16 protein-coding genes, 1 pseudogene and 1 riboswitch are annotated in these 21,765 nt (G+C 60.8%); of the genes and pseudogenes, 3 read left to right on the forward strand and 14 right to left on the reverse strand.

Annotated features, from left to right (window positions below; genetic code table 11):
- Positions 1-124: 124 nt before the first annotated feature.
- From glmM to PUT78_RS11740, 8 genes are all read right to left on the reverse strand, one after another.
- Entirely contained in the window at positions 125-1,468 is a 1,344-nt protein-coding gene (gene glmM / locus PUT78_RS11705) for a phosphoglucosamine mutase (RefSeq protein WP_274352448.1), read from the reverse strand.
- Positions 1,465-2,487 carry a dihydropteroate synthase gene (gene folP / locus PUT78_RS11710; protein WP_274352449.1) on the reverse strand — a complete coding sequence of 341 codons (1,023 nt, stop codon included), beginning with the start codon at positions 2,485-2,487 and terminating at the stop codon, positions 1,465-1,467. Before folP ends, glmM begins: the two co-directional genes overlap by 4 nt.
- A 51-nt stretch (positions 2,488-2,538) precedes the next feature.
- Positions 2,539-3,459 (reverse strand): dihydroneopterin aldolase, encoded by a 921-nt coding sequence (locus PUT78_RS11715; protein WP_274352450.1) that lies wholly within the window; start codon positions 3,457-3,459, stop codon positions 2,539-2,541.
- Positions 3,460-3,572: 113 nt separating this feature from the next.
- A complete protein-coding gene (locus PUT78_RS11720; RefSeq protein ID WP_274352451.1) occupies positions 3,573-4,547 on the reverse strand; it encodes a cell wall hydrolase in 975 nt (324 codons plus the stop codon).
- Between the two features lie 260 nt (positions 4,548-4,807).
- The gene (locus PUT78_RS11725; RefSeq protein ID WP_274352452.1) at positions 4,808-7,351 is read right to left on the reverse strand and encodes a putative PEP-binding protein; all 2,544 of its coding nucleotides are present in this window, start codon (positions 7,349-7,351) and stop codon (positions 4,808-4,810) included.
- 273 nt (positions 7,352-7,624) lie between these two features.
- Positions 7,625-9,946, reverse strand: coding sequence for a glycine--tRNA ligase subunit beta (gene glyS / locus PUT78_RS11730; protein ID WP_274352453.1), 2,322 nt, complete (start codon positions 9,944-9,946; stop codon positions 7,625-7,627).
- 12 nt (positions 9,947-9,958) lie between these two features.
- Positions 9,959-10,459, reverse strand: a complete 501-nt coding sequence (locus PUT78_RS11735) for a DUF6446 family protein (protein ID WP_274352454.1) — start codon at positions 10,457-10,459, stop codon at positions 9,959-9,961.
- Complete coding sequence (locus PUT78_RS11740; protein WP_274352455.1) at positions 10,459-11,400, reverse strand: glycine--tRNA ligase subunit alpha; 942 nt, start codon at positions 11,398-11,400, stop codon at positions 10,459-10,461. Before PUT78_RS11740 ends, PUT78_RS11735 begins: the two co-directional genes overlap by 1 nt.
- A gap of 107 nt (positions 11,401-11,507) precedes the next feature.
- On the opposite strand from PUT78_RS11740, the gene PUT78_RS11745 reads away from it, so the two are divergent.
- Complete coding sequence (locus tag PUT78_RS11745) at positions 11,508-13,358, forward strand: trypsin-like peptidase domain-containing protein (protein WP_274352456.1); 1,851 nt, start codon at positions 11,508-11,510, stop codon at positions 13,356-13,358.
- Between the two features lie 280 nt (positions 13,359-13,638).
- Here PUT78_RS11745 and PUT78_RS11750 read toward each other — a convergent pair whose 3' ends face one another.
- The 5 genes from PUT78_RS11750 to metF all read right to left on the reverse strand — a co-directional run bounded on the left by PUT78_RS11750 (position 13,639) and on the right by metF (position 19,516).
- Complete coding sequence (locus tag PUT78_RS11750; protein WP_274352457.1) at positions 13,639-15,087, reverse strand: TrkH family potassium uptake protein; 1,449 nt, start codon at positions 15,085-15,087, stop codon at positions 13,639-13,641.
- A 31-nt stretch (positions 15,088-15,118) separates the two neighbouring features.
- Positions 15,119-16,072 carry a 1-phosphofructokinase family hexose kinase gene (locus tag PUT78_RS11755; protein ID WP_337994675.1) on the reverse strand — a complete coding sequence of 318 codons (954 nt, stop codon included), beginning with the start codon at positions 16,070-16,072 and terminating at the stop codon, positions 15,119-15,121.
- A 40-nt stretch (positions 16,073-16,112) separates the two neighbouring features.
- Positions 16,113-17,204: a GTP cyclohydrolase FolE2 gene (gene folE2 / locus PUT78_RS11760; RefSeq protein WP_274352458.1), complete on the reverse strand. Its 1,092-nt coding sequence runs from the start codon at positions 17,202-17,204 to the stop codon at positions 16,113-16,115.
- A gap of 94 nt (positions 17,205-17,298) precedes the next feature.
- On the reverse strand, positions 17,299-18,480 hold the full coding sequence (metZ, locus tag PUT78_RS11765) for an O-succinylhomoserine sulfhydrylase (RefSeq protein WP_274352459.1): 1,182 nt from the start codon (positions 18,478-18,480) through the stop codon (positions 17,299-17,301).
- A gap of 48 nt (positions 18,481-18,528) precedes the next feature.
- Positions 18,529-18,606: riboswitch (SAM riboswitch) on the reverse strand.
- A gap of 43 nt (positions 18,607-18,649) precedes the next feature.
- Complete coding sequence (metF, locus tag PUT78_RS11770; protein WP_274352460.1) at positions 18,650-19,516, reverse strand: methylenetetrahydrofolate reductase [NAD(P)H]; 867 nt, start codon at positions 19,514-19,516, stop codon at positions 18,650-18,652.
- Positions 19,517-19,611: 95 nt separating this feature from the next.
- Here metF and PUT78_RS11775 point away from each other — a divergent pair, with 95 nt between their 5' ends.
- On the forward strand, positions 19,612-20,517 hold the full coding sequence (locus PUT78_RS11775) for a LysR family transcriptional regulator (RefSeq protein ID WP_274352461.1): 906 nt from the start codon (positions 19,612-19,614) through the stop codon (positions 20,515-20,517).
- 64 nt (positions 20,518-20,581) lie between these two features.
- Here PUT78_RS11775 and PUT78_RS11780 read toward each other — a convergent pair whose 3' ends face one another.
- A complete protein-coding gene (locus PUT78_RS11780) occupies positions 20,582-21,277 on the reverse strand; it encodes a hypothetical protein (protein WP_274352462.1) in 696 nt (231 codons plus the stop codon).
- 77 nt (positions 21,278-21,354) lie between these two features.
- On the opposite strand from PUT78_RS11780, the pseudogene PUT78_RS11785 reads away from it, so the two are divergent.
- Positions 21,355-21,765: pseudogene (locus tag PUT78_RS11785) on the forward strand (IS5 family transposase); the annotation flags it as partial.

Below are 21,765 nucleotides of genomic sequence, written 5' to 3' on the forward strand. Positions count from 1 at the left end.
TCTGCCGGCAACAACACCCCGCGGGGGGTGCCGCGGGGGGGGGCCCCCCGGGGGGGGGGGGGGGGGGGGGGGGCCCCCCCCCCCCCAAGCCCCCCGGAAAATCACACCCCGCCCGGAAACCGCTTCAGGCGACGTTTTCCATTTCCGCAATAATACCGTTCACCACATCAGCCAGCAGACCTTCATCTTCGCATTCCGCCATGACACGCACCAGCGGCTCGGTGCCCGATTTGCGGATCAGCAGCCGCCCGCAGCCATCAAGCCGGGCCTTGGCTGCATCGATCGCGGCCTTCACCTGATCGGATGACAGAATATCAACCCCCGGCACGGTGCGCAGGTTGCGCAGCATCTGCGGGACCGGGTCGAAACTGCGTGCCAACAGGGATGCGGGCTTCTGGGTTTCCATCATCGCGGCCAGAAAATGCAGCGCCGCAATCAACCCGTCCCCGGTCGTGGCATAATCCGTCATCACGATATGGCCGGATTGCTCGCCCCCCAGATTCCAGCCTCCCTGGCGCATACGTTCCACGACATGCCTATCGCCCACGGCCGTGCGTTCCAGCCGCAGGCCATGGCCCTGCAGGAACCGCTCCAGCCCCAGATTGGACATGACCGTTGCCACCAGCACCCCGTCATGCAACCGGTCCGCCAGGGCCCAGCGATGGGCGAACAGCGCCATGATCTGGTCGCCATCGGCAATCTGGCCGCGTTCATCAATGATGATCACCCGGTCCGCATCGCCATCCAGCGTGATGCCCAGATCGGCGCCGGTTTCCAGAACCTTGGCCGCGCAATGGCGCGGATGGGTCGATCCGCAGTCAAGGTTGATATTGGTGCCATTGGGTTCCACACCCACCTTGATCACCTCTGCTCCCAGTTCCCACAACACCTGCGGGGCGACCTTATAGGCCGCGCCATTGGCGCAATCGAGCACCACCTTCATCCCCGAAAGCTGCGTGCCGCGCGGCAAGGTGGTCTTGGCATATTCGACATAGCGCCCGCCCGCATCCTCGATGCGTTTGGCCCGCCCGATATTGGCGGGCTGCACCGGGGTTATCGCCCCGCTCACAATGCGTTCGATTTCTGCTTCATCCGCATCGGACAGTTTGAACCCGTCGGGGCCAAAGAACTTGATGCCATTGTCCTGATGGGCATTGTGGCTGGCAGAAATCATGATCCCCAGATCCGCGCGCATGGAACGCGTCAGAAACCCCACTGCGGGCGTAGGCACCGGACCCAGCAACAGCACATTCATGCCCGTGGATGTCAGTCCGGCTGTCAACGCGGTTTCGATCATATAGCCTGACAGCCGCGTGTCCTTGCCAATGACGACACGATGCCCGTTCGACCCGTCACGCCGGAAATGCCGGCCCGCTGCCGCGCCCAGTTTCAGCGCCATATCCGCAGTCATCGGATAGCTGTTTGCCGTGCCGCGCACCCCGTCAGTGCCAAATAATTTCCCACTCATACCTGTTCCCTGCCATCCATCATGTTCAATGCCCGCCACATGGCCAGCGCCTGTCGTGTCTGCGCAACATCATGCACGCGCAAAATCTGTGCGCCCGCGTCAGCAGCCGCCAGCGCCACAGCAAGCGATCCGGACACACGTTCCGCCGCATCCTGCACCCCGCTGATACTGCCGATGAAGCGTTTGCGCGACGCACCCAGCAAGATAGCACACCCCGTCATGTGAAAGAGGGCGAGATCGCGCAGCAAGGCAAGATTATGCTCAATCGTCTTGCCGAATCCGATGCCGGGGTCCACGATGATGCGCTCCGGCGCAATGCCCGCATCCGTGGCGCGGGTAATGGCCCGCATCAGCCAATCAAACACATCCATGCGTACATCATCATATTCCGGGTTGTTCTGCATGGTCTGCGGGGTGCCCTGCGCGTGCATCAGGCAGACAGGCACGCCCGCATCCGCAACCACCCGCGCCAGATCACGGTCCCATGTCAGCGCTGAAACATCATTCACAATATCAGCGCCCGCTTCCAGTGCGGCCGCCGCGACAGCGGCCTTGCGCGTGTCAATCGAGATGGGCTGCGTTACCCCTTCGGCGCGCAAGGCGCGGATCAGGGGCGCGGTGCGGGCGATCTCTTCGTTGGCGGGGACTTCCTGCGCGCCGGGCCGGGTAGACTCGCCGCCGATATCCAGAATATCGGCCCCGTCCGCCACCAGCCTGCGCGCCTGCGCCAGCGCGCCATCCATGCTGTTGAAACGCCCGCCATCGGAAAAACTGTCCGGCGTGACATTCACAATACCCATGATGCGGGGGTGGTCCAGCGCCAGCCCGCAAAGCAGCGCGGGTGATGCGGTCAAAACATGGTCTGTCGCGGGGTCAAACCCACGGCTGGTGCGCTGCGGTTCCGCGCGCGTCAGTATGTCGATACCGGCGATACGCAGCCCGGTCTGTCCGCGCAAGGCAGGCAGAGTATCCGGCACCTGCGCAGCGGGGCGCAAAAACGGGCAGAGATAGCTTTTCATGCCAACTCTTTGCCCTTAACTGCGCCCCGGCACAAGATACCGCGCAAATTCTCAGGCGGGTAACCGCCCTTGCGGGACATGGCTGCCGGGCGGAATAAGCATGCCTTCAGGCACCAGCAGGCGTTCGGCGGCGACATGTTCCGCCAGCCACAGCGCCAGCGCCACGCCGTCACGCGGGCTGCAATCGGGGCTGTCGGTTGAATCAAGGATCAGCTTGGACGGTGCCCAGACAATCATCTGGCCCTGCTTCATGGCCCAGTCGATTTCCGTGCGGCTGGCCACCACCACGCAACGCCGGTCCAATGCCGCCAGACGCCACGCATTCTGTTCCAGCGCCAGAAGATCGATGCGGCGCTGCACAGCGCGGGGGGTAACTGCGGGCGGTGTTTCAGGTGGCATGCCCACGCACAGAATCACCGGCGGGCCACTGGCCTGAAGCCCATCCAGCCGCGCCGCCAGACCGGGCGCTGCAATCATGTCATTGTCCAGATAGACCACCAGCGGATGCACTGGTTCTTCCTGCCCCGCCGCATCCAGCGCGCGCAACGGCTGGGACGCACGGTTGCGTACGATTTCCACCCCCAGCGCGCCCGGCCCGCGATCCAGCTTTTCGACACGGACAAAGGCCCGCATGGCCTGTGGTTCCAGCAAGATACGGTCGGCAATGCGTTCGGCCAGTGTTTCCAGCAGGTTCAGCCGTTCGGCGGCCAGTTCTGCGGCAATTGCATCGGCAATGCGGTCATAGGACAGGATGCGGTCAACATCATCTTCCAGAGGGGCAGGGTTTGGCCGCACCTCTACCACGATATCGAAGCGCACGCGCTGGCGCTGGCCACGTTCGGCCTGAAACGCGCCGATCTCCACCTCGACGATATGATCGCGCAGGCTGATGCGGTCACGCGGATCAGCGGGTGCCGATGCTTCGGCACGCGCTTCGGGATGGGCAAAAGCCAGTCGTATATCAGAGCTCATCACAGGGGCATCCTTCATCACTGCGCCCGTCATACCGACTATGCAGCGGGGTTCAACGCGTATTCGCGCCCTCAGGGCGCGCATATACGACATGGCCCTGCCCCATCACCGGATCAACCACGATAGAAAAGATGCGCACCAATCCGTGTTGTTTGCGTGAAACGATCAGACCATGACGGGTTTACCGCAGTGGTATGGAAATAATGCGCGCCGCCGGTCAGCCCGCGATGCGCACCCTGCGACATGACATAGGCGATGCGGCGCGCCAGATCTGCGGCGCGGCGATTGGGCATATTTTCCGAACGCCCGTCACAGGCAAAACTGAACTGACAGCCTCCGATACGCCCCGCAACGGCACCTTGATAGACCACACCGCAAATGCTGTTGGGAAATTTGCGCGACTGGGCCCGGTTCAGGATGACCTCTGCCACAGCAAATTGCCCCCGCAGGGTTTCACCACGCGCTTCGTGATAGATGGCGGTGGCCAGACATTGTGCCTGTTCATCCAGTTCGCCGATCTGCTGCCTGCGCAGCCAGGACGCCGAATACTGCACCACGCGCCGTTCCAGTGCTGCGGGGCGCGCGACAGGGCGCAGGGATACATGCGGTGCAAAACTGCCGCCAAGGGCAACAGGGGCCGCCACTACGCCACTTGTCGACAAATGCGCGTCAACCGCCGCCACCATCTGCGTCGCCAGCACAGGCGGGGACTGCGGTGGCGCATCGGCAGTGCCATGCGACCGGTCGGTCATGGCAGTCAGCGCCGCAAGATCCACATTGCGGGCATAAACCCCTGTCCGGTTCAGACCGAAGCTGTCAATCGTCACCCCCTCACCGGGAACAGCGACAGGCCGCGGATCTGCGGGCACGGACACATCGCCCAGCCGGTCAGTATGCAGCGATATGTCATTGCGCATAGCGGGATTGCTGCCTTGCAAGGCCGCCATCACCAGTTTGGCGCGCATATCGCCGTTCAAAGTCGCGTTTTCTACCCGTGATCCCATACTGGGCAGTGCAACCAGCAAGGACATGCCCCATATCGCGGACACCGCCAGCGCTTTGCGCCCGCGTCCGGTCCGGCGCTTCATGGAAGCATCGGTTGCAGCGTCAGGCCGCCCTGTTGCACAGGACTTCCGGGCCACTGCCATATGTTGAGCAGCTTTGTTCATTTTAACGCCGCGCCAACCCTTGGCGCACTACACCTATCTGAAGCAATATTACGATTTCGTGAATGCCTTAGTCCAAAACCGGACAAAAATCCACCCATGCAATGCAATCACATGCAATATCCGGCATATTCAAGCCGAGGCGGTCGGGAAATTCCCTTGCAGTACGGGCTATCATGGGGTCAGGATAATTCTTCCGCGATCACAAGCTGCGCCGCAGCAAGGCGTGCAACCGGCACCCTGAAGGGCGAGCAGGACACATAATCGAACCCCAGGTCGCGGCAAAAACGAATCGATTCCGGGTTGCCGCCATGCTCGCCACAGATCGAAAGCGTCAGGTCATCGCGCGCAGCCCGCCCCCGTTCCGCACCAAGGCGCAGCAATTCGCCCACCCCGTCCAGATCCAGCGTGTGGAACGGATCTTCGGGGAAGACGCCCTGCTGCACATAAACCGACATGAAACGCCCCGCATCATCGCGCGACAGGCCATAGGTCATCTGTGTCAGGTCATTCGTGCCGAAGGACAGGAAACTGGCATGCAGCGCAATATCGCCTGCGCGCAGCGCCGCACGCGGTGTTTCCACCATCACCCCCAGCTTGTAATCGAACGTTCCGCCCGAACGGGACCGGACAGCAGCGGCCGCGGCATCAATGCGGGATTTGACCAGTTCCACCTCTCGCATGGCGGAAACCAGTGGGATCATGATTTCCGGCACGATATGCGCATCGCGTCGGCTGATTTCGATCGTGGCCTCGAATATCGCACGCACCTGCATTTCATAAATTTCGGGAATGGTCACACCCAGCCGCACGCCACGCATGCCCAGCATCGGGTTGAATTCCGACAATGCCTCTGCGCGGCGGGTTATTTCGGACAAGGGTTTGCCAAGCGCATCGGCCAGAAACCGCAGCCCTTCCTTGGAATGCGGCAGGAATTCATGCAAGGGCGGGTCAAACAAACGGATGCAGACCGGCTGACCCTGCATGATTTCGAACAGGTCAATGAAATCAGCACGCTGCATCGGCAGCAGGCGTTCCAGCGCATCTGACCGGTCCTCGGCCGTGTCCGCGAAGATCATTTCGCGCATCAATGTCAGGCGGTCATCCTCAAAAAACATATGTTCCGTGCGGCACAGCCCGATTCCCTGCGCCAGAAAATCCCGTGCGATGCGCGCATCCGCAGGCGTGTCGGCATTGGCGCGGATGCCAATGTCGCGGCGCGCATCCGCCCAGGACAGCAGCGTCTGGAACCGGTCATCCAGCGCGGGTTCCAGCAGCGGCACCTCGCCCAGAAAAATATGCCCGCTGGTGCCGTCCACTGTCACGACATCCCCTTCCGACAGGGTGCGCCCGCCTGCGGTCAGGGTCTTGCGCCGCGCATCAATCTGGACACGCGACACCCCCACCACACAGGGCACACCAAGCCCGCGCCCGATGACGGCAGCGTGGCTGGTCATGCCGCCGCGTTCCGTCAGCACAGCGCTGGCGGCATGCATGCCGCGAATATCCTCGGGCGTGGTTTCGCGGCGCACCAGAATGCAGGCCTCGTCGCGGGCGGCGCTGGCCTGTGCCGCGCCGGAACTGAACACGATCCGCCCGATGGCCGCACCGGGGCTGGCCGCGATACCGCTGGCGAAAACCTCTGGGCGGCTGCGGGGGTCTACCTGACGGTGCAGCAACTCGCTCAGCGCCTTGGGCGGAATGCGCATCAGCGCCTCATCGCGCAGGATGATATTGTCATTGGCCAGATCGACCACCACGCGCACCGCCGCGCGTGACGACCGCTGCACCGTGATCGCGTCCAGCACCCACAGCTTGCCATCATCCAGCGTGAACTCTATCTCCATTTCCTCGCGCAGGCGCTGGCGCGCATTGCGCCCATGCTCCAGCAATTGCGCATAGGCATCGGGGCAATATTCTTCCAGCGATGGCCCGCGCGGGTCGCGTGTCAGATAGAGCACATTCTCGCCGTTCTTCAGGGCATCCGCCCCGTGCTGCCCGTCAGACCGGAACCGCCCCATTACATTGGGCACGCCTGTATCCGTGTCGATGAACCGGATCAGCCCCGCCCCGCTCAACCCGATACCGACACCTCCTGCCATGGCCTGCACCACCAGCCCCAGACCGGCATCGACAGGGGCACCCTTCGCCTGCCGCAGCAGCCGCGCCGACGTCCCTTCCCAGGCGCGCGCCATCGACCGCAGCACATCCGCCAGCTGTTGCGCGGGCGATTGGGGGAATGGTTCTTCCACCTCAGATTCATATTCGCGCAAGGCCGCATGCAACGCCGTCATTGACGGTTCAACTGCATCGAACATATCGGGGTCCAGATGGGCCACATGCGCCGCGTAGGATTGCACGAAACGCAGGTAAAGCGCAGTCGCCACAGCCGCGCCATGGGTTTCGCTGATCTGGGCGTGCATCTCGTCATTCATGCCGATATTCAGAATCGCCGCTGGCCCACCCCATTCCGGATGCTCTGCCGAGGGGCGCACGGATAAAAGCTGCCCCTTGGGGAAATGCCCCAGCAGATGGCGCAGGTTCATCTGCGCACCGGTCGCGATTTCGCGCACCACCGCGAATGACAGCGCCACGGTCTGCGGCACCGGCATGTCCAGCCGCACCAGCCGTTGCAGGCATTTTGCGCGCCAGCCATGGGTCTGGCGTTTGATGGGCGCGGATCCGGTGATCTGCGCATAATCGGTCAGGGTCAGGTATTTGGGCATGTCACACCTATTGGCTGCGGCGCAGCATAGGCCAATGCGGCGCAGACTCAAGGTTTTGTTATCGGAGCAGGAAACGGCGCTTTGCCCCCAGTGTGCGGAACAAGGGCGAAGCCTGGCCCGCACCACCGGTGGGCCGTCCCGCGGCCTGCCGGTTTGGCTGGTGTTATGCCAAGCCTTGAATGACGGAGTATGGAGCTTGCATAAAGTGAACTTCTAAAACGTGGGACCGGCAGACCCCGGCCCACCGCTGGCGCGGCTTGGTGCAGGCGCGCCCTACCCTTCAACCCGCGTCAGATCGGCCACTTGCAGGCAGGTGGCGCGGATGCGGTGCAGCAGGTTCAGCCGGTTGCGGCGCAGGATCTGGTTGTCCGCGTTGATCTGCACCGCGTCGAAAAACGCATCAATCGGCGCGCGCAAGCTGGCCATGGCCTGCATGGCGGTGGCGAAATCTTCCGCCCCCATGGCGGGGGTGATGGCGGCCTCCGCCTGATCGAGCGCTGCAAACAACGCGCGTTCCGCGCCATCTTCGGCCAGTTTCGGGTCAGGCCCGAAGCTGTATTCCACCCCGTCCTTTGCTTCGGCCTGCGTCAGAATGTTATTCGCGCGCTTGAACCCTTGCAGCAGGTTCCCGCCATCCTCGGTTTTCAGAAACGCCGCCAGCGCCTCGGCGCGTTTGACCAGCAGCGTCAGGTCATCATTGCCCGGCATGGCAAGGCAGGCGTCGATCACATCATGCCGGATGCCCTGCTCGCGCAGGTGGACTTTCAGGCGGTCGTGGAAGAAGGCGAGGAGGTCAGGAGTACGGAATAGCTGATTTTCTAGAAACTGAAAATAGATCGATTTAGCGATAAACTCATCCCAGATGTTACTCGACAACTCTTGCCCAACAAGATTTTCCAAGCTTTCTTTGAACGACTTCCTAACATCTGAAACAGAGTCATAGTTCCCGCGTAGGATGCGTCTTGCAACCACTTCAATTTCTTGATCGTCCTTGTGAAGGATTGCGGCAATGTGCTTACAAATACCCATGAAATCTTTGTGGTTAGGTTGAGTGCCTTGGAGATGCTGCTGATTCATTTGCAGCTTTAGCAAATCGCTGAGCCCAATTCGCACCTCATTCCCCAACACCAACCGAATAACCCCCAGCGCTGCCCGACGCAGCGCGTAAGGGTCTTTCGACCCTGTAGGCTTCTCATCAATCGCCCAGAACCCTGTCAGCGTATCAATCTTGTCCGCCAATGCCACGGCGACGGATACTGGCGAGGACGGCACGGAATCCGACGGCCCCAGCGGTTGGTAATGCTCCACACAGGCGCGTGCCACATCTTCGGGCAGACCTGCCGCCCGCGCGTAATAACTGCCCATAAGCCCTTGAAGTTCGGGAAATTCCCCGACCATTTCCGAGCGCAGATCGGCCTTGACCACCCGCGCGGCCTGCGCGGCCAGATCCGCATCCGCCCCCACCAGCGGCGCGATCTCGCGCGCCAGCGCTTCAATCCGCGCAATCCGGCCAGCCTGCGACCCCAGCTTGTTGTGGAAGGTCACATCCTTCAGCCCTGCCCCCATCCCTTCAAGCCCTGCATCAGCAACCATCCGCAAGTCATTGTCCCAAAAGAATTTTGCATCCGACAACCGCGCCGCCAGAACCTTCTGATTGCCGGCCAGAATAGTCACGCCATCATCCACGGTTTCGCGGTTCGCAACGGTCACAAACCCCGTGATCTGCCCGGATTTCGGGTCGCGCAGCGAAAAGAACTTCTGGTGTTCCTTCATCGAGGTCTGCAGCACTTCCGGCGGCAGGCCAAGGAATTGCGCATCAATGCGCCCCATCAGCACCACCGGCCATTCGACCAGCCCCGCCACCTCAGTCAGCAAGCCGCGATCCTCCACCAGATCCAACCCCGCCGCAAAGGCCATCTGGCTGGCGTCATTCCAGATATGGTCGGCGCGTTCCACAGGGTCCAGAATGACCTTGGCACGCTTTAACTTTTCCGCGTAATCCTCGACATTCACAACAGAAAATTCATCCGGCGCCATAAACCGATGCCCGCGTGTGCGGTCGCCCGACACAATACCGTCCACATCCAGCGGCACCACATCCGCGCCCGCCTCGGTGGAAAGAATGCACAGGATTGAATGCAAGGGCCGCACCCAGCGCAAACTGCCTTCGCCCCAGCGCATGGATTTGGGCCATGGGAAATTACGGATCGCGCCTTCCAGCACCTCGGCCACAATGGCACTTGCCGCGCGCCCTTCGGTGACGACATTGGCGATATAGACCTGCCCCTTCTTGTCGTCGCGGATTTCCAGATCCTCCAGCGTCACCCCGGTGGAACGCAAAAACCCCTCCACAGCCTTTTCGGGCGCACCCACCTTCGGGCCGCGGCGTTCTTCGCGGGTCGTCGGGCTGTGGTCAGACAAGCCCTGCACCGCCAGCGCCAGTCGGCGGGGCGTGGCAAAAGCCTGCGCATGGCCATAGGTCAGGCCGCGTTCCACCAGCCCGTCCGTGACCAACCGCTTCAGCGCATCGCAGGCGCCCGCCTGCATGCGCGCCGGAATTTCCTCGGAGAACAGCTCGATCAGAAGGTCAGCCATGGGATATGTCTTTCAGCGTTCAGGTGGGGGCGGACAGCCGGGCGGGACCGGGTCGCCGTCGAAATGGGCGGTGCCACAGGGGTTGATCTGCTGCCATGCATAACCGCGCCCGTCCATAAGGACCACAACACGGTCAATACCATAGCGGATATTCGACACCCCCATGACCGCCTGCGCCTGCCCGCTTTCCAGCGCAAGGGTCAGCGCGCCCGCATCGAAACAGTCAAACCAGTCAGGCGCGAACATGGGCGTGGCATTGGCATAGGGGGTCAGCGCACCCGCATCCGCGTCAATGTCAAAACACGCGCGGTAGCGGATGGGCGAGCTGTCGGAATCAATGCCGCGGAAATTGGTGACCGCGAAATCCTGCGCGGCCAGTGCGCCCACAGGGGTTAGTTGCACCTTATCCTGCGGGGGCAGTTCGTCATAAAACGCATAGACCTGGACATACCACATGCCCGCTCCCGCAAGCACGGCGCAGCCCAGCAGCAGAATAACCAGAAAACGCCCCATCAGGCCACGGCCCCACCCGCTTCGGTCTGCACGAAAGCATCAGCGCAGAGTTTGGCCAAGGCCCGCACCCGCCCGATATAGGCCTGACGTTCGGTCACCGAAATGACGCCGCGCGCGTCCAGCAGGTTGAACAGATGGCTGGCCTTGATGCATTGATCATAAGCGGGATGCACCATGATGATGCGTTTGCCGGTCGCGGGGTCATCGGCACCCATATCCAGCAGGCGCGCGCATTCCGATTCTGCATCCTCGAAATGGCGCAGCAGCATATCGGTGGTGGCGGCGTGGAAGTTGTGGCGCGAATATTCTTCTTCCGTCTGGCGGAAGATATCGCCGTATTTCAGCGGGATCGGCGCATCAGGCGCGTTGAAGGGCATGTCCATCACATGATCCACGCCCAGGACATACATGGCCAGCCGTTCCAGACCATAGGTCAACTCGCCCGAAACAGGGCGGCAATCATGCCCACCCACCTGCTGGAAATAGGTGAATTGCGACACTTCCATCCCGTCGCACCACACTTCCCAGCCCAGACCCCATGCGCCAAGGGTGGGGGATTCCCAGTCATCCTCCACGAAACGAATGTCATGCAGACTGTCATCGATGCCGATGGCGCGCAGACTGCCCAGATACAATTCCTGCAAATCCGGCGGGCTGGGTTTGATGATGACCTGATATTGGTAGTAATGCTGCAGCCGGTTGGGGTTTTCCCCATAGCGCCCGTCCGTGGGCCTGCGCGAGGGCTGAACATAGGCCGCAGCCCATGCTTTCGTGCCAAGCGCGCGTAAGGTGGTGGCGGGGTGAAACGTGCCCGCGCCCACTTCCATGTCATAGGGTTGCAGCACCGCGCAGCCCTTCGCGGCCCAGTAATTCTGAAGCCGCAGGATGATTTCCTGAAAGCTTCGCGGCTTTTGTGAACGGTTTTCGATAGTTTCAGCCATTGCGGCCCCTTGCCTTGCGCGCGCATTATCTTAAAGCTGCGTCTCAATAGGCATGCTGTCGCCAAGGGTCAACGCTTAAACCCCTTTGCGTGGGCAGCGCATGAAAAATGAACGACGAAGAAAGGTTTTCGGGAATGCTATCAGGGTTACGGAACTGCGCATATTTTGCCGCGACAGTATCAGTCACAGCGATGTCCGGGGGCTGGTGGGGTGTCTCCGCGCAGGAGCAACGCTGGGTGCAGATAGAAGCGCATCGTGATCTGGATGAAGCACTGGACGCCGCGCGGACATATGACGCGCGTATCGGCAGTGTCAGCGGGTTCCTGCTGCCCAGCGACTGGTATGCGATCAGCGTTGGCCCGTTTGAAAACGATACTGACGCTTTTGCAGTGCGCCGACAGTTGCGCAGCGAAAACGCGATTCCGATTGATGCCTTTATCAGCAATGGCGCGAATTATCTTGATCAGGTTTTCCCCACGGGCCCGGACGCGCCCCGCGTTGCACCTTCACCGTCGATCAGCACGGCCCCTGGCGATGATCTGCCTGCTGAACCTGATACGCAGTTTGCCGAAACCACGCCAGCGCCGGAACCGGAGCCGGAACCCGCACCACAGCCCGAACCTGAACCCGAAGAAACCTTGCGCGAGGCGCAGGCTTCAGAACGCCTGCTGACACGCGATGAGCGCGTTGATCTGCAAACCGCGCTGCAATGGTTCGGCCATTACACATTGGGCATAGACGGGGCCATCGGACCGGGTACGCGCCGGTCGATGCAGGCATGGCAAGCGGATCAGGGGCTGGAGGAGACCGGCGTTCTGACCACGCGCCAGCGCGCGCAATTGCTTGACGCATGGCAGGGGGAACTGGCCATGCTGGGTATGGACACATGGCGCGACGAAGATGCGGGCATCAGCATTGACCTGCCCCTGGCCATGATGCGCTTTGACCGTCGCGAGACACCCTTCGTTCATTTTGACGAACGTGACGACAGCGGCGTGCGCGCGCTTCTGATCAGCCAGACCGGCACGAATGCCACCCTGTTCGGTTTGTATGAAATCATGCAGACGCTGGATATCGTCCCCCTGGAAGGGGAGCGAGAGCGCCGTCAGAACAGTTTTCTGCTGACAGGTCAAAGCGATAGCTTACGATCGCATACCGTCGCGCAGTTCCGCAATGGTCAGATCAAGGGCTATACATTGATCTGGACACCGGAACGCGATGATCAGATGGCGCGTGTTCTTCCAATGATGGAATCAAGCTTCGAGACATTCGGCAGCGCGCTGCCCGACAGTGCCGGACCCGCCAGCCTTGTGCCGCGTGGTGACCTGCTGTCGGGGCTGACAGTGCGCAGGCCCGCCTTTTCGCGATCAGGCTTTTATATCGATGCGACCGGCACTGTACTGACCAGTGCCGGGGCCGTGGCCAATTGCGAACGCGTCACCCTGGACGAGGCCAATACCGCGCGCGTGGTCGCGCGTGACGACGCACTTGGACTGGCCATTCTGGAACCCGAGAACCCATTGGTGCCCATGGCCTTTGCGCAGTTCCAGCAAGACGCGCTGCACCGTGGCAGTGATATCACCATTTCCGGCTTTTCCTTTGAGGACATGCTGACACGTCCGGTGCTGACCTTCGGCCGGATCGAGGATCTGAACGGCCTGAATGGCGAAAGCGACCGTATCCGCCTGAGCGCGGCAGTCCGCCCCGGCGATCTGGGCGGTCCGGTATTCGGCGCGAACGGGGCGGTTGTGGGGGTGTTGTATGGGCAACCGCGCGATGACGCACGCCAATTGCCGCCCGAAGTCAGTTTCGCCGTGCCGTCCGACGCAATCCGCAGTTTTCTGCGCAGCAATGATATTGCGGTCGGAACATCAGCCGACAACGCGGCCATCATGCCCCCTGAAACGCTGACCCAAGTATCGGGCGACGTTACGGTTCTGGTGTCCTGCTGGCAATAGCAGGATGCTTCAGGTTGCAACGGCCCGTTGGCGGGCGGTTTGCAACCTGAAACGCATGTGGGAATCCCAAAGGCGCGAAACAAAGGCCGACAGGCCGCCGCGCCACCGGTGGGCCGTCCCGCGGCCTGCCGGTTTTGCTGATGCTGATTCAGTCCATGAATGGCGGGGTTATGCCGCGCGGATAAAGTGAATCCCTACACCGCCGGACCGGCAGGCCCCGGCCCACCGCTGGCGCCGCTACATCCATCACCCGGACGCCAGCGCCCCCGCCATACCCCGGTCACGCCCGCCAGAAACGCGGCAGCAACAGGACCAGAACGGCCAGCACTTCCAGCCGGCCCAGATACATCCCCAGTATCATCAGCCATTTCGCCCGGTCGGGAAACCCGTCCACGGCACCGGTTTCGCCCACTTCCGGGCCAAAGGCCGGCCCGATATTGCATATCGCGGTCCATGCCGCTGTCAGCGCTGTGCGGGTTTCCAGCCCTGTCAGCGCCAATGCGACAGCCAGAATCATGAAAATACCCGCAAAAGCCGTGAACATGACAATGACGGAATTGATCACGTCCTGCTCCAGCCGTTTGCCGCCCAGCTTGATGGCCATCACGCGGCGCGGGCTGCTGAGCTGGCGCATCCGCATCTTGATCGCCTCGAACAGCACCAGAAACCGGAACACCTTGATCGAACAGCCCGTGGATGCAGTGCAGGCCCCGATGAACCCCACCAGCATGACAACAAGCAACGGGAAATCCCCCCAGGCGCCCACATCCTCGCTGCCATATCCGGTGCCGGTGAACAGCGTGATCACATTGAACAGGGTGCCGCGCAGCACATCCCAGACCCCTGCATCCGTCACGGCCAGGCGATAGGCCATCACCGCTGCAACCGCATAGACAATCCATCGCAGAAACGCGCGTATCTGGACATCCTGCCAGATCGCCTGCACCGACCCGCCCATCAACTGGATCAAGCGGATAAACGGCAGCCCCGCCAGCACCATGAACAGCGCACCGACATATTCCAGCGGCCCCACGAATGCCGCGAATGATGCATCGCGCGTTGAAAAGCCGCCTGTGGCAATGGTGGTCAGACCATGGTTCAGCGCGTCAAACCCCGACATGCCAAACCCCATATAGGCCATGACCGCCAGCAGGGTCAGTCCCAGATAGACCTGAAGCAACGCCGCCGAAATATCATAGACCCGTGGCATGACCTTGCCCATGGTGTCAAAGGCTTCGGACTGGAAATGCTGCATCCCCCCCACCCGCAGAACCGGCAGAAATACCAGTGCCACAATGATGATACCCAAGCCCCCCAGCCATTGCAGGATCGAGCGCCACAGCAACACCCCCGGCGGCATGTCATCCAACCCGACAAATACCGTGGTGCCGGTGGTGGTCATGCCTGACATCGCTTCGAAATAGGCATGGGTAACATCGGCCTGTGGTGCGCCCAACAGGAAGGGCAGCGCCCCGAATGCGGGCAGAACCGCCCAGACACTGCCCGTCATAAGAAAGGACTGCCGCCGCCCCAGACCCTGATCCAGTGCCGAACGGGTGCTGAGCGTGGCGGTCGCCCCGATCAGGCAAGTCAGGAACGACGCCTGCGCAAACCCTTTCCAGTTGTCATGGCCTGCCTGCCAATCAACAGCAAGCGGCAGCAACATGATTGCGCCAAGGGCAAAGGTCAACAATCCGACAAGGTGAATAACAGGGCGAATATCCAACATGCGAGAGCCATCGCGCCAGCGCGCGGCCCTGTCAAGCACGAAGCGTCTGCAGGGTGCATTCCGGCAGAATTGCCTGCATATCTGCGCGTCGGCACAGCGCGGTGCCGTCGGTCATGACCGCAGCCGCCGCCGCCGCCGTGCCCGTTAGCAATGCCTGCGCCATGTCCTGCCCGCGCGCCAGCGACAGGGTGAAGGCGCCGGTGAAACTGTCACCAGCGCCGACCTTGCTGGCCACCTGCACCTGTGGCGGGCGGCAATGCAGCGCCAGATCCCGCCCCGCCAGCACCGACCCGTTGGCGCCATGGGCAATGCAGACATGTGCCGCGACGCCACGCGCGACCAGTTTCTGCGCGAATTCCAGCACATCCGCCACCTGCGGCAGGGGGTGCGCGGCCTGTTCCTCTGCCTCGGCCTGATCCAGACGCAGGACATGCAGCGGTGCTGCGGGGTCGGGCTGGCCGACAACCTGCGCCAGCGCTGCACCCGATGTATCCAGAACCAGCCGCCCGGCGTGCAGCGCGCGGGCCAGTTGTTGCGGAAAAGCGCCATCCATACCGGGCGGCTGCGACCCGCTGAGAACAACCAGCCCTGCCGCCTGCGCGACAATATCGGCAAGGGCACGGTCCGCATCGGTCTGTGTCCAGTCCGCGCCCGGCAGTTGCAGGCGGAACTGCTGGCCCTGCCCGTCAGTAATAGCCCAGCTTTGGCGCGTGTCACCGGGGGCGTCGAACTGGTGAACATCCACCCCCTGCGCGTGCAGCAGGGCGTAATGTTGCGCGCCGGTACTGCCCCCCAGCGCAACCCATGCACGCACCTGCCCGTCCAATGCATTGATGGCGCGCGCTACATTGACCCCGCCCCCGCCCGGTTCATACACAGGGTCCGTCATGCGCAGCTTCGGTCCGGCCACCATTTCAGGAACCCGCGCGGACAGGTCCAGCGCCGGGTTCAGGGTCACGGTCAGAATTGGTGTTTGCGCCATCATGGGCGCAACCTGCCATCAGTGGCTTACAGGCGCAAGAACCTTAACCCACATGAAACAGCGTGCTGAACAGGCGCGGATCAAGGCTTTCGGCCTGGAATGCCGGACCGCGCGTCAACACGCTGACCGCATCATGGCTGTGCAGGCTTTCCTGATGGCTGGCAACAATGCGGAAATCCCCGATACGCGGATCATTTTCCAACTGTTCGCAGAAACTGCGCGCTGCATCCTCGACAAATATCGGATTGGCGGCGTTCAGTTCGGCGAAGGCCTGTTCATCCTCGCGCTTGACCATGACCTGCGTTTCCGTGGGCACAGCGGCACGGCACAGATCGACCAGATCTTCATACCACAGCGGCGGGCCATCCAGCACCTGCACCGACACACGCGCAACAGAACGCTGCGAATGCGGCGTGGCCAGTTGCCCCCGTGTGGCGCGCGCATGTTCGCTGAGTTCCAGCGAACAGGGACAGGTTGACGAATAGACATAATCCAGATGCATGAAGACCTGCCGCACACCGGCACTATCCACCAGTTCCAGCGCGATATCATAATACTGATACCCGGTCAGACCGGAGCGCAGCGAGCGCACCTTCATCGGGAATGAAAACCGCATCATGATCCGCGCGTCAAAGCTTTCCAGATCGGCCTTGTAATCTTCCAGCGCGGCGCGGATCACATCGATGCTGAATGTGCTTTCGGCATGCGCGTAGAAACTGCGCATGATGCGGGACATGTTGATGCCCTTCTTTTCCGCTTCAAGGCTGACAGTGCCCGTGACAGAGGTTTCCAGCATCACATCGCCATTGTCGCGCGTATGATAGCGGATCGGCAGGCGGAAATTGGAAATGCCCACATGCTGGATCGGGGCCTTGGCCCCCACGATCAGGCTGGCAGGCCCGTTCTGCAAATCCGGCAATGCGGATTTATAGGCGTCCGTCACCTGAAAATCAGCCGGGTAGTCGCGCGACAGGGCCGGATAGGTCGCAGCGGGCAGCAAATCTGTCACTGCGGACACCACTTGCGCGCGGTCATCCGCCGGGGCCGTGTCGGCGAAACGGCGCAGCAAATCAAGCGCCGCTTCGACCTCATCCCTGGTCGGGGCCTGATCCAGTCCTGGCAGGTGGATATTCATCGTGGTGTCCCTTCCTGTCTGTCGCTTTCCATACATAAGCGTCAGTTTCCTGATTTCCACGATTATACGGGTCAGACGCAGAATCGGATGGAAATCAGACCGCGTCAAGTGCGCTGCGGAGATCGGCGACCAGATCGGTGGTCGCTTCCAGCCCCACTGACAACCGGACCAGACCGGGGCTGATGCCCAGTTCCAGTTTCTGATCATCGGGCAGGCGCTGATGCGTGGTGGTGGCGGGATGAGTCACGATTGACCGCGCATCGCCCAGATTATTGGAAATAACAGCTATTTTCAGCGCATTCAGAAAGCGGAATGCCGCCTCCTTGCCCGCCGCGATATCCAGCGCCAGCACGGTGCCGAAACCACCCATCTGCACCTTCGCAACCGTATGCTGCGGGTGGTCCGGCAAGCCCGGGAAAATAACGCGCGCCAGTCGGGGGTCACCTTGCAGCGCTTCGGCGATGGCCTGCGCGCTGGCCGCCTGCGCGCGCACGCGCAGGTCCATCGTGGTCAGACCATTCAGCATGATCCAGGCGTTGAACGGGCTAAGCGCGCCGCCGGTATGTTTCATGTAAGGTTCGACAGTACCACGAATAAATTCGCGCGTGCCGCAGATCACGCCACCCAGCGCACGCCCCTGCCCGTCGATATGCTTGGTGGCGGAATAAATCACCACATCCGCACCCAGTTCAACCGCGCGGCTGAAGATCGGCGTGGCAAAGACATTATCCACCACAACTGTTGCGCCCACCGCATGGGCAATTTCCGCGATTCCGCGCAGATCCACCACTTCCAGTGTTGGGTTGGACACGGTTTCAAAAAACACTGCGCGCGTATCGGGGCGGATAGCTGCGCGCCACTGGTCCAGATCGGTGCCATCCACGAAATCAACCTGCACACCATAGCGGGCAAGCACTTCTTCCAGGATATACAGGCATGACCCGAACAGCGCGCGCGATGACACGACATGATCGCCTGAACGCAGCATGGATGTGAGCGCGCCCGACACCGCCGCCATGCCCGATGCGGTGGCAAATGCGTCTTCGGTGCCTTCGATCGCGGCAATCCGTTCTTCGAACACGGCGACTGTGGGGTTGCCATAACGCGCATAGATGAATTCATCCGCGCCGGTTTCCAGAAACCGCGCTTCCGCCGCTTCGGCCGAGGGGTAGACAAACCCTTGCGTCAGAAAAATCGCTTCGGCCACTTCGCCATATTGGCTGCGCCGCGCGCCCGCATGCACCAGTTTCGTGCGCTTATCCCAGTCTTGTGCCATGCCAGCCCCCGAGGCAAAGAAAAACCCCCGGACTGTCACAGGCCGGGGGCGAATCACGCCCTGACCTCTTTAGCGGTTTTTTTAACGTGGCCCGCAATCCGGTAACAAAGCGCCACGTCGCATTGCCATAAGGCTTTCGTCAGGGCAGGTCAATCGGGCTTTGCGCAGATCAGGCAACGTTTTCCAGCGTAACCTGTGGCTGTACGCCCAGCGCATGGCAGACATCGCGCGTCAGGTAAGCGCGGTTCAGGGTATAGAAATGCAGATCTTCCACCCCTTCGGAAATCAGCCGGTCACACATTTCAGCGCAGATTGCTGTCGCCAGCAGGTCTTCGCGCCCATCGCGCGCGGCCTTTTCAAACGCCTCATCCATCCATGCCGGAATATGCGTGTTGCAGGCGCTGGCGAATTTGCGGATTCCGGCCCAGTTTTCAATCGGGATGATGCCCGGAATGATCTTGCCGGTAATCCCCTGACGCGCGCATTCATCGCGGAAGCGCAGGAATGTTTCGGGTTCAAAGAAGAACTGCGTGATGGCCGAATCCGCGCCAGCCTGAAACTTGCGCTTCAGCCACATCACATCGGCACGGGCATCGGGCGCATCGGGGTGGGGTTCAGGATAGGCGCCGACGCGGATCTTGAACTTGCCGGTATTGGCCAATGCCTCGATCAGTTCGATCGATGATGCGAAACCATCGGCATGGGGGGTGAACCTTGCGGCCCCTTTGGGCGCATCACCGCGCAGCGCCACAATCTCGGACACGCCGGCATTGGCATAGGCATTCACAATCTCCAGTGTTTCGGCGCGCGTGGCATCCACACAGGTCAGATGTGCCGCGACATTCAGCCCGTATTGCGCACCGATGGTGGTGACGGCTTCATGCGTCAGCTGTCGTGTTGTGCCCCCTGCCCCATAGGTGACCGACACGAATTCCGGGGCAAGCGGGGCCAGCATGCGCACGGTCTCCCACAGCCGGAAGCTGGCATCCAGCGTCTTTGGCGGGAAGAATTCGAAGGAAATGCGCGGTGTGGTCATCGTCTGTGCTCCGGTTTTGGTTGCCCTCTTGTGCCACAGTCGCGAATGTGAAACCAATTCATTATTCTCATCACCATTATGAACGGGATTGAAGGATGCATATCGAATTCCGGCATCTGCGCACCATCAAGGCCATCCATGACGCCGGCGGGCTGGCCCGCGCCGCCGAACTGCTGAACATGACCCAGTCCGCCCTGTCGCATCAGGTCAAGGGGTTGGAAGAACAGGCAGGGGTCGAATTATTCGTGCGCCGGTCCAAGCCGCTGAAACTGTCGGCAGCCGGGCAGAAAATGCTGCGCGCCGCAGAAGATATCCTGCCGCGCGTCACGGCGCTGGAAGAGGAATTCACCGGGCTGGTCAAGGGCCGGTCGGGACGGCTGCATATCGCCATTGAATGCCATGCCTGTTTCGACTGGCTGTTTCCGGTGCTGGAACGGTTCCGCAAGGCCTGGGGCGATGTCGATGTCGATATCCGCCCCGGTCTGGCCTTTGATGCCCTGCCCGCGCTGAAACGCGAGGAGGTGGATCTTGTCATCTCCTCCGACCCTGAAGATCTGCCGGGCATCAGCTTTCTGCCGCTGTTTGATTATGAACCGGTTTTCGTGGCATCAGCCACCCACCGGCTGGCAGCACAGGACTATGTTACCGCACCCGATTTTCGCGAGGAAACGCTGATCACCTATCCGGTGGACCGCAACCGGCTGGATGTGTTCACCCAGCTGCTGACCCCCGCCAAGGTCGAACCCCGCGCGATACGGCAGGTGGAACTGACTGCCGTTATCCTGCTGCTGGTGGCATCAGGGCGCGGCGTGTCGGTCCTGCCCGACTGGGTGCTGCGCGATGTGCGCTATCATTCCGACTATGTGACCAAGCGCATCACAGAACACGGCCTGACACGGCGGCTTTACGCGGCGGTGCGCGATGAAGATGCGGGGAAGCCGTTTATGGCCCATGTTCTGCGGCTGGCGCGGACAGAGCCGGTGAAATTGCAGCGGGGGTGAGGGAAGAAAGAAGTCTGCTGTGAGAGAGGTCATTTATGTTCTCCTGACTCGCAGCCTTGGAAAATTACGCAGGAAAGACATCGTCCCCCAATTCAACTCCCTCTTGCTCGGCGATCAGTCGAACATATCCCCTTAACATTGGATCGCTAAACTCATACCACCCAGACTTTCCTTTTCTCAAGAATTCTCTTTTGTAGAGACTTTCTAATGCATTCCTCAAATCTTGCCCGTTATTCTTATCTATATCGTAGCCATTTCTTCTAGGCCGTTTTGCCATAATCCTCCTATAATCCTCCATCACTTCTTTAAATTGTCGAGCTAAATGAGGACCGTTCGCCAGCGCAAATAAAACTTCAACGTACCGATCCGTACCCTTCTGAATAGCTGCGTCGTAGGCCGTCCTAAGCCTTGTAGCTGCTTTTTCTGCAGAAACTCTTAGTGAATTAGTAAAAACATCTGAACAGACTACTTCTTCTGTGTTCTCATTTTCAAACATAGTTAATAGAGAATACTTCAAAATGAGATGAGCAAAATGCGGATATCCACAAGATATTTGACTTATTCTCACTCGCTGCCCGCGATGAAATTTGACCCCAAACTCCAACTCCACATCATCAATTATTTCCCAAATCGCATCTGCTGTAAGTGGCTTGAGTTCAACACCCTGAACGTATCTATCAACTGATTCATGAGCGCTAAGAAGATCATCTAGATCGCGTGTAACCCCACAAAAAATAAATTTTACGTTGCACCCCGACACTGATAACTGCTTTAGGGTCAGGACCCATTGATTTCATGCGTGCATCGTGATTCACCGCCCGAAAACGGAGCGGTGATATGTCTGATCTTTTCTGGTTAAGCGATGCGCAGATATCGCGTTTGGCGCCTTACTTCCCGAAGTCCCATGGCAAGCCCCGCGTCGATGATCGGCGGGTCTTGAGTGGGATTATCTTCATCAATCGCAATGGCTTACGGTGGCGAGACGCCCCAAAGGAATACGGTCCCCACAAGACACTTTACAACCGATGGAAACGATGGAGTGACAAGGGCGTCTTCGCCAGGATCATGGCCGGTCTGGCAGCCGAGCATGGCGAAGAGAAGACCGTCATGATCGACGCGACCTACCTCAAAGCACACCGCACCGCGACCAGCATGGGCGTGAAAAAGGGGGGCGTGGTCGCCTGATCGGGCGGACCAAGGGCGGCATGAATACCAAGTTACATGCCATCTGCGATAGCCAGGGACGCC

The sequence above is a fragment of the Roseinatronobacter alkalisoli genome (genome assembly GCF_028745735.1).
Taxonomy (GTDB): domain Bacteria; phylum Pseudomonadota; class Alphaproteobacteria; order Rhodobacterales; family Rhodobacteraceae; genus Roseinatronobacter; species Roseinatronobacter alkalisoli.